The organism is Clostridium sp. BL-8 (genome assembly GCF_002006495.1).
Classification (GTDB): Bacteria; Bacillota; Clostridia; order Clostridiales; family Clostridiaceae; genus Clostridium.
The window spans coordinates 1-9,316 of the sequence record NZ_LZZL01000139.1 but is presented as its reverse complement, the minus strand read 5'-3'; the positions used below and the strand labels follow the sequence as shown (position 1 = coordinate 9,316).

The following is a 9,316-nucleotide window of genomic DNA, read 5'->3' as shown; positions in this document are numbered from 1 at the left end:
AAGCTAAAAAAGGAGCTATCGCTGACGAATTTTAATCCGCTAATGCGACAGCACCATTTTTTTAAGGATTACTTACCAAGACATAATAAAAAACTATTATGGAAATATACTTTTCATAATCATGTTCATGAAAAGACAATATTATAAATCAAATGTTATAAATTCGGATTAAAAAACTGAATAATTTCTATTTATAATACAAAAAACTATTACATAACACTATTCTATTAATAAAATTAATTTTCTAAGAATCAGGTGGTTCTAATGGCTAATGAGACTTTATCAAATTATTTTATTCTTTTAATATTAATTCCAGTATTATGTGGAACTATATCACGATATCTTACTCTAATCATAGACTACAGGCAATATCCAAGTTATCCAAACGGGTATCTTATAAATTTAGTAACTGGATTCATTTCTTCTGGAATAGGCGCGATTGCAATTCCTGCTTTACTTGAAAAGAACTTTGAAGCAGTTACCTTTCTTGTTCTTGCTACAGAACAGTTTCGAGAAGTACGACGAATAGAGAAAGAGAGTCTCGAGGCTCTTGATGATGTTGAACATGTTTTTAGAGGAGAAGCTTACATTGATGGTATAGCCAAAACTTTTGAAGCAAGAAATTACTTTTCATTAATAGTAGCTTTCATAACCAGCTTAACAATGCATATTGCACCTCGCGATGTAATATTAACAAATATAATATTAGGTATATCGGCTGGAGCCATATCACTTTACATACTTAAAGCTTTTTCAAAAGGTAAATCTGTTGGAGACATTGCTGATGTAAGGCCAGCACAAATAACCGTAAAAAATTCCGAGTTATATGTGGATGATATATTTGTAACCAATCATTTAGGAACAGATTTTTCTAGAAATTTACTTCAGAATAATGGAATAGCATCAATAATTTATCCAAAGGATAGATCTTTTAGCCGAATACTTGATCACCATGGTCAAATGCAGGCTGTAATATTTGAAGTTTGTAGAGTTCTAGGCGTTAAAAGATATCACTACACTAGACGTGATTATGAAACCGGACGGATAGCAATTGTTATGGTTCCAATTATCGATGACAAGGATACATTTATAGCTATCATTAGAAATACTCCTCTTTTGGAAAGTATAAAAAAGAACGCTAGAATAATGGACTCTAATTATAATAATTAGAAAGGATTGAACACCATGGGTGCGGATACATATAATACAGGATATGAGATAGTAGCTTATATTTCTTTAAGCAAAGATAGAGCTCAAAACGGTAATCCATTAATTTTAGTTGCAAACAACTTAGAAGAACAAAAGCAGTTGACTGAAGATATAGCCAAGGCTTTAAACGCCGAAGTTGTTCAGCTTACCTGTGGAGATTATATGGTTATTAGTAAAAGTTAATTATTTATTATAAGTAACAATCTTTTCTTACGAGGGTGATTTTATGGATTTAAAAAGAAAATCAATTAGGGTTGGTATTTCTGCAGCTTTATGCATGCTTGCATCAAATTTATTGAAACTAAAATTTCCGTTTTTTGTTCTACTGCCAGCTGTTATGCCAATATCAACTTTCTTTGGAGAAACACTTAAATTTGGAATAAATAGAATTATTGGTACCTTAATAGGTGCAGTTATCGGAGTTATGCTTGCTTCTATTCAAACAGAGAATACGCTTTTAATCGGACTTGGAGTGATCATACTTATTTATGTCTGCAACTATCTAAAATGGGATAGTACCACATCAATTGCCTGTTTAGTATTTGTATCTATTATGGTATCAGCAAAAGAATCAGCTTTTGAATATAGTGCACACAGGCTCCTAGATACTTTTATAGGTATAGTTATTACCACTGTTGTAAATAACTATGTGTTTAATCCTGATATGAAAAAACTACTAAAAAAGCAAGTAAAGAATATACAAAAAAATTTATTAATTATAGCTACTGAGAAAAATTTCACTGAAAATGATACTGAATTAAACAATATTGAATCAGAGATAAATAATCTTAAGGAGAAACTAAGAGCATATGCTGAAGCAGTGAAACTTAAACATGACCTCATCTACATAAAGAACAAACTCGATAATATGGTTTATACTCTTGGCATTGCATTTGAACAAATAAAAATGATAAATTATATTAATTCTACTAAAAATGAAAACATAATTAGAGATACAGGATTAAATGAAAATAACCTTACTATGTTTATTAATACCCATAAAAATATATTTTTTAATGAAATAAATAATTTAGATAAGATTCTTGAAGATATTTCTTAAGATTTATAATGAAAGGAAGTCTTGCATAGTTCAACTTCCTTTTTTTATCATCTAATTATAGAATTTTTTATACTGCATATATAGATTTTTACTAAGTACTAATTATTATCTGCCATAATGGATTTAATTGCATTTTTTATTTCCTCATAACCAGTACACCTGCAAATATTAGATTGAAGCCATTCTTCTATCACATGATCATTAGCATTTGGATGAATATTAGCTAAAGCGTGGCAGACCATTAAGAATCCTGATGTGCAGTATCCACATTGAAATCCCCAATTTTCTACAAAAGCTTTTTGTATAGGTGCATTTTTTAAGCCTTCAACGGTAATTATTTTTTTACCTATTGCTTCAACAGTAAGCGTCAAGCATGATTTTATAGGCCATCCATCTATAAGAATAGTACATGAACCACAATCTCCATTTTCACAACCGGGTTTAGCTCCTGTAAGACCTAATTCATTTCGTAATGTATTTAATAGTATATCTGATGGTTTTGCAGCAACCTCCATATCTTCCCCATTAACATTTAATGTTATTATAGATTTTTTAGTAATGGCTTCTAGCACTTACTCATTCCTCCAATCTTTTTCTATAATCTCTGTAAGCATTCCTTTTAACATAAATTTTCTAAAATCACTAGATCCAACTAAATCATTTAAAATTTGACCTGGTATATTATCTATTATTTTATTAATTTTAATATCGCTTGACATGCTCTCGTCATTTAAATAATCTTCTATTTCTGATGATCTGAATGGATAATCGCAAACTCCACTAAAGGCAATATTTATCCTTTCATCATCTTTAAGTGCCGTAAGAGTAATTAAAGGATAATCTATTTTATCACTCTTGGTTCTCTTAACATGTAAATAAGGCATATAAAGAAATCTTTCATCTACTTCTATTTTTTCTAATAACTCTCCTTCACTTAACCCTATTCTCTTATCAAATATATCTTTAAGTAAAACTTCCTTTTTTCCACTTACACTTGCAACAACTATTTTACTATCTGAGATTAGAATAGGAAGTACCGATTCCCGATAAATAATTGTTCCTGCTATATTTCCTCCAAGAGTGATTTTGCCCTGAATTGTATGATCTGCAATTCTTTTTACTGCTAAACTAAGTAAAGGAAATAAATTTGATTCAGCAATTTGTGTTAGTGTAACAGCACAGCCAATAAATAATTTATTATCCTTTAGCTCCAAAACATTGCATTCAGGAATTCCTTTTATATCAATTACCGCTTCAGTATATACATTATAAGCTCTTGACATGCTTATTATCTCAGTACCTCCACCATAATATAAAGGCTTTTTTCCTTTTCTACTTAAATCGGCATGAAGAAATGTAGCTTCTTCAATAGTTTCGGGTTTATAATATTCAAAATCAAATGGTATCATACTTGCCTCCTGTTTTAGCCTTCCAAATCACTTCAGGTGTAATAGGCAACTTATCAAATTCATAATCAGCTGCACTTGACATGGCATTTGCAAATGCAGCTGGAATAGCTATTATTCCATGTTCAGCAAATCCCCGTGCTCCAAATGGTGCATCAACCTGAGGCGTTTCAATAAAATCAATTATATATTCTGGATTTTCACCAAATCTCATTGGTTTATATGTTCTAAGTGTAGTTGTTTGTAGTTCGCCTTTATTGTTATATTCAAAGGCTTCCCTTGTAGCTATTCCGAAGCCCATATTTATTCCGCCCATTACTAACCCTCTTGAAGTTTTAGGGTTAATTAGCTTACCTGCATCTATGACAGTAATTGCTTTTAAAAGCCTATATGTAAACATATTAGGATCATATTCAATTTCAACTACTTGCGCACCAACTGTCCATGCAGGTCCGGGCTTCCCCTTTCCAGTATCTTTATCTAAGTTAGTAATATGATTCATTATGTAACTTCCACGTCCAAGTATCTGTCCCTCAACAGCAAGACCATTTGCTTCTTGATGGCCTCTTGCTAAATCTTTAAATGAAATATATATTTCTGGGTCCTGTTTTAAATATACCTTTTCATTTGCAACCTCCAAATCTTCCGGCGGCGATTTCATAACAACAGCAGCTAAGCTTTTCAATTGCTTTATAAGATCCTCTGCTGCTCTAAGAACTGCCCTTCCAGCCATAAAAGTTGTCATACTTGCAACGGATTTCCAATGTTCTGGTGAAACTTGAGTATCTACTCCCATAAGCACGTGAATTCTCCCCACATCCATTTTTAACTTTTCTGCAAGTATTTGAGCTAATGTAGTCTTCATCCCCGGTCCAATTTCAACCGCACCATTATTGAGATTTATACTTCCATCACTATTAAATGTAAGGAATACTCCTGAAACTGCATTTGTAGGTGAATCAGATGTTTTCCAAAAGCATCCCATACCTTTTGCCCTTATCATACCTTCTTCTGTCTTTATTACCTGGCCTTCATCCCATTTAGCTAATTCTTTCAATTTGATAATACAGTTTGATAAGTTTCCTACATTGCTCAATGTTGTTTTTACTTGAGTTGGAGTGTATTGTCCAGGTTTTATAGCATTTCTCATTCTAAGTTCTAACGGGTCAATATTAAGTTCTGTTGCTAATTTATCCATCATTCTCTCCATACAAAAAGTATATTCTGCATGACCAAAGCCACGATAGGAAGTAGCATAAGTGTGGTTTGTGTAAACACAAATGGAGTCACACAACACATTTTCAATATTATATGGTCCAGAACAATCAACCGCTATTGCTTTAGCTATACGTGGGCCAATATCCGCATATGCTCCACTATCAACTGTATAATTCGCTTCAAGAACTTTAATAATTCCATCTTTTGTTGCACCTAATTTTAAATTTGCTTCAACACCTATTCTGCATGGTGAAGTTTTTAAATCATCTTCTCTTGAGTTTACTATTTTGACCAATTTGCCATTAACAGCTTTCGATGCTAAATACGCAATAGCTTCTAATTGCATAGGTGCCTTGCCACCAAAGCCTCCACCGACAAATGGTACTTTAACAATTATATTTCCTTCTGGAATATTGTAATACTTACTTAAAAGCTTTTTGACTGAATAAGGCCCTTGCGAAGAAGTATATATTATAACTCTTCCACTAGGCAGAATTTGTGCTCTTGCATTACGAGTTTCCATAGCCATATGATCCGATTGAGGAAGCGAAAAGCTTCCACTTATTGTAACATCACTTTCTGCCCACCCCTTTGCTTTGTCACCCTTCCTTATTTTAATTCTGTCTAAAATATTAGTATTCATTTCAGGATAAATATCATGTACCGCATGGGTATACTGTTCCAATTTATCATGTATTATAACTGGGTTTTGTTTTAAAGCATCTTTTATTGAATTTACTACTGGTAAAGATTCATATTCTACTTTTATTAACTTTAATGCCTTCATTGCTTCTAATTCGTTGTTTGCAATAACAACTGCAACTGGCTCTCCATTATAACGTACTTTATTTATTGCTATTGGAGGTCTATCTTCCATAACTGTTCCACAAAGAGTAGAAAAATAATCACCTGTTATTACAGCCTTAACACCTTGTAATTTTTTAGCCTCAGATACATCAATCGCTTTAATTTTTGCATGAGCATAAGGACTTGTGAGAATTTTACCATATAACATTCCGGGACTAATAAAATCATCTGTATACTTTGCTGCACCTGTTACTTTATCAAATGCCTCTTTTCTTGGTATGCTTACTCCTATTCCATTTATATTACTCAAGTATAGTTACCCCCTTTAATTTATTATGTATATTCATAAAATATTTATTTCTAATTTTCATAGTAAAATTACTAATTTATTTTTTCCATTATTTATCTATTTATTCATTAACTATTTTCAAAGCCTCTTTATTTTTCTACATACAAAATTCTTAATCATACTTTAACTAAAAAGATTTATAGATGCTTATTTTTAAATATTTTCACTATAATAAAAAGCTAGCAGAACAATTATATCCATCGCATAAAATCTTCTACTAGTCTTTATTAACCGTGGAATAGTTTAATATATTTTTTACTATATTCCTTATAAATCAATACTTTTTAATAAAATCCGAACTTAATTGAATTAATTTAATATGTTATAATATAATAAATTTTCAAAGGTGAACTTATGCATGGACATCATAATCCTATTGTACAATTTACTGGTAATGATGAATTAGATTTTGAATTAATACAAATAGAAATATCATCAACATATATAGATTTATTTTCAATGATTTTAGATCTTATTTCTGCTAAAGGAGCTATAAACCTAATATTACAAAGGGCAATGAAGAATCAGCAAAATAACTCTAGCGAAGATCAACAACAAGCTCCACAGGAACAACCAAAAGATCAAAGCCAGCAGAAACAGCAGAAACAATCGAACACTCAGCATCCAACTCCAAGTGAAATAGCAGCCTTTTCAAGTTGTCTTAATTTATATACAATCCTTATTTATACCAGAGTTTCATTCATCAGATTAAATGAAATATATAATAAAATCCTAGCAGGTACTACTACTTTTTCAATTACTCCTAATATAAATGCAACTACTGGATTTATATATTCTTCTATAGGTACTTTGTTAAGAACAATTGGGGCAATCCAACGCGTTGATGAAGAAGGAAAAATAATTATTTTATAAATTATTAGCTATAATTTAGTTTTTTCATATTAATATATGAGTATATATATTATAATATATATATGTTGCATCTTTATAATTTGAAAATGCAAACTTATTAATTTTATATATAGCAATAATGGAGGCATAAAATTGGAATCAAAAAATAAACAAAATACGTATAATACCTTATTTCATTGGCATAATTTCAAGTTAAAACTTGTTTTTGAAGGAATAGGTATAGGCATTACTTCTGGTTTATTGATTGTGTTATACCGTTTAACACTAGAAAAAGCAGGAGTTATTTTAGATGATATTTATAAAGCTATATGCTCTAAACCTATACTTGTTCTTCCATGGATTCTAGTTTTAATAATAATCGGATATACTGTTGGATTACTTGTTAAATCTGAACCAATGATTAGTGGAAGTGGAATTCCTCAAGTTGAAGGAATCTTACTTAGAAAGCTTGATATGAAATGGTGGAGAGTAATACTAGGTAAATTTTTAGGAGGAGTTCTTTCAATCGGCGCTGGTCTGTCACTCGGAAGAGAGGGTCCATCCGTTCAATTAGGTGCTGCAATCGGGCAAGGCTTTAGTAAAGTTTTTAAAAGGATAAAAATTGAAGAAAAATATCTTATTACAAGTGGAGCTAGTGCAGGACTTGCGGCTGCCTTTAATGCCCCCCTAGCTGGTACAATGTTTGCATTAGAAGAAGTTCATAAAAATTTCTCACCATTAATTTTATTGTCAGCTTTATCTTCTGCTCTATCAGCAGACTTTATAGCTAGTGAGTTTTTGGGATTAAAACCAGTTTTCAATTTTGGAAATCTTGCTTTACTACCACTTAGCTTATATTTTTACATAATTCTATTAGGCATTATCATAGGAGCTCTAGGAGTATTATTTAATAGGACTCTTTTAAAAACTCAAGATTTATATGTAAAACAAGCATGGCTGAAAAAAGAATTTCGAACTATAATTCCTTTATTAATTTCAATTGCTTTTGGAATTTTTCTCCCACAAGTTTTAGGTGGAGGCCACGAACTTATAACATCTTTAACATCTGGAAATTTTTCTTTGAAACTTTTAGCAATTATTCTCATCATGAAATTTTTATTTACTATGGCAAGCTTTGGATCAGGTGCTCCTGGAGGAATATTTCTTCCACTACTTACTATTGGAGCTTTAATCGGGAATACCTATGGAGTAATCCTTATACATTTTTCTCATTTTGATAGTATGTATATGAGCAATTTTATTATACTTGGTATGGCTGGATATTTTGCTGCTGTAGTTAAATCACCTATAACAGGAACTATATTAATTACAGAAATGACAGGTTCCTTTAATCACTTACTTTCTTTAGCTATTGTTTCTATAGTTGCGTATATAATTTCAGATCTTTTAGGTTCAAAGCCTATTTATGAATCACTACTTGAAAAAATTCTAAAAAACAAAGGTGAAGAAATCTCTATAGGAAACAAAAAAAATAAATCTATTTTAGAATTCCCAGTGTGCATAGGCTCTGGATTAGACGGAAAGCAAATAAAGGAAATCAAATGGCCATCTCGTTGTTTACTAGTTGCTGTTAAACGAGGTGAAGAAGAAATAATTCCCAAAGGAGATACTGTTATTTACCCTGGTGATTATTTAATTGTACTTACTAATGAAGACAGAGCTTCTAAAATAATTGATACTTTAACATTAATAACCGAAGGCTCTGAAATGTTAAAATAGATATCTATTTTATTTATGCAAAACAAAATAGGAATGAGCACAATCTTATATATATGAATTGTGCTCATTTTTTTTGAGTTGAAGATGAATTATCACATCTTATCTTTGTGACATATATTATAATTTTATGTATAATACTCGTTTGTCAACAAATAATAATTATGATATTAAAATAATTTTTTAGGAGGACAATTAAATGAGTATGACCTTAATGACTCAAAACAAGTATCAAAAATGTATCGATGAATGTAATAAATGTGCTCAAGCATGTTACGAATGCTTTAAAGCATGTTTAAATGAACCTGATGTTGATGCAAGGAGAAATTGTATAAGTCTTCTTGTTGAATGTGCGCAAATGTGTCAAATGTCTTCAGGAATGATGGCTATGGATGGTCAGTTTTCAAAACAACATTGTCAATTATGTGCTACAGTTTGTGACAAATGTGCTCAAGAATGTGACATGTTCAAAGATGATCATTGTAAGCAATGTGCTCAAGAATGTCGTACATGTGCTGAAGATTGCAGAAACATGGCTAATATGTAATTGAGGATATAGAGATCAGTAACATTTTAAAATTACTGGTTTCTATTCAACATGTCATCTTAAAAAAATTATTTTCTGACAAATTGCAATAACAAATTGAACTAATTTCTATTTATGACTTAAACATTTGT

9 protein-coding genes are annotated in these 9,316 nt (G+C 31.0%); 6 read left to right on the top strand and 3 right to left on the bottom strand.

All coding sequences use genetic code 11. The features are described 5' to 3' along the window. The first annotated feature begins 264 nt into the window (after positions 1–264). Genes CLOBL_RS25740 through CLOBL_RS25730 form a run of 3 tightly spaced genes read left to right on the top strand, consistent with a single transcriptional unit; the run spans position 265 to position 2,269 of the window. Positions 265–1,170 carry a YIEGIA domain-containing protein gene (locus CLOBL_RS25740; protein ID WP_077861605.1) on the top strand — a complete coding sequence of 302 codons (906 nt, stop codon included), beginning with the start codon at positions 265–267 and terminating at the stop codon, positions 1,168–1,170. A gap of 15 nt (positions 1,171–1,185) precedes the next feature. Beyond that, positions 1,186–1,392 carry a hypothetical protein gene (locus CLOBL_RS25735; RefSeq protein WP_077861604.1) on the top strand — a complete coding sequence of 69 codons (207 nt, stop codon included), beginning with the start codon at positions 1,186–1,188 and terminating at the stop codon, positions 1,390–1,392. A gap of 43 nt (positions 1,393–1,435) precedes the next feature. Then, positions 1,436–2,269: an aromatic acid exporter family protein gene (locus tag CLOBL_RS25730; RefSeq protein WP_077861603.1), complete on the top strand. Its 834-nt coding sequence runs from the start codon at positions 1,436–1,438 to the stop codon at positions 2,267–2,269. A 98-nt stretch (positions 2,270–2,367) separates the two neighbouring features. Here the strand turns inward: CLOBL_RS25730 and CLOBL_RS25725 are convergent, their stop codons facing one another. Genes CLOBL_RS25725 through CLOBL_RS25715 form a run of 3 tightly spaced genes read right to left on the bottom strand, consistent with a single transcriptional unit; the run spans position 2,368 to position 6,010 of the window. Then, complete coding sequence (locus CLOBL_RS25725) at positions 2,368–2,841, bottom strand: (2Fe-2S)-binding protein (RefSeq protein ID WP_278281363.1); 474 nt, start codon at positions 2,839–2,841, stop codon at positions 2,368–2,370. After that, positions 2,842–3,678 (bottom strand): FAD binding domain-containing protein, encoded by an 837-nt coding sequence (locus tag CLOBL_RS25720; RefSeq protein ID WP_077861602.1) that lies wholly within the window; start codon positions 3,676–3,678, stop codon positions 2,842–2,844. It lies immediately after the preceding gene. Beyond that, a complete protein-coding gene (locus tag CLOBL_RS25715) occupies positions 3,665–6,010 on the bottom strand; it encodes a xanthine dehydrogenase family protein molybdopterin-binding subunit (protein WP_077861601.1) in 2,346 nt (781 codons plus the stop codon). Before CLOBL_RS25715 ends, CLOBL_RS25720 begins: the two co-directional genes overlap by 14 nt. Before the next feature lie 393 nt (positions 6,011–6,403). Here CLOBL_RS25715 and CLOBL_RS25710 point away from each other — a divergent pair, with 393 nt between their 5' ends. The 3 genes from CLOBL_RS25710 (at position 6,404) to CLOBL_RS25700 (ending at position 9,185) form a co-directional block, all read left to right on the top strand. Next, positions 6,404–6,922 (top strand): hypothetical protein, encoded by a 519-nt coding sequence (locus CLOBL_RS25710; RefSeq protein WP_077861600.1) that lies wholly within the window; start codon positions 6,404–6,406, stop codon positions 6,920–6,922. 132 nt (positions 6,923–7,054) lie between these two features. Next, a complete protein-coding gene (locus CLOBL_RS25705; protein WP_077861599.1) occupies positions 7,055–8,641 on the top strand; it encodes a ClC family H(+)/Cl(-) exchange transporter in 1,587 nt (528 codons plus the stop codon). Between the two features lie 196 nt (positions 8,642–8,837). Next, positions 8,838–9,185, top strand: coding sequence for a four-helix bundle copper-binding protein (locus CLOBL_RS25700; RefSeq protein WP_077861598.1), 348 nt, complete (start codon positions 8,838–8,840; stop codon positions 9,183–9,185). Positions 9,186–9,316 lie beyond the last annotated feature (131 nt).

Coding starts and splice junctions, on each gene's coding strand:
- CLOBL_RS25740 (WP_077861605.1), top strand. CDS start 265: ATGGCTAATGAGACTTTATCAAATTATTTTATTCTTTTAATATTAATT.
- CLOBL_RS25735 (WP_077861604.1), top strand. CDS start 1,186: ATGGGTGCGGATACATATAATACAGGATATGAGATAGTAGCTTATATT.
- CLOBL_RS25730 (WP_077861603.1), top strand. CDS start 1,436: ATGGATTTAAAAAGAAAATCAATTAGGGTTGGTATTTCTGCAGCTTTA.
- CLOBL_RS25720 (WP_077861602.1), bottom strand. CDS start 3,678: ATGATACCATTTGATTTTGAATATTATAAACCCGAAACTATTGAAGAA.
- CLOBL_RS25710 (WP_077861600.1), top strand. CDS start 6,404: ATGCATGGACATCATAATCCTATTGTACAATTTACTGGTAATGATGAA.
- CLOBL_RS25700 (WP_077861598.1), top strand. CDS start 8,838: ATGAGTATGACCTTAATGACTCAAAACAAGTATCAAAAATGTATCGAT.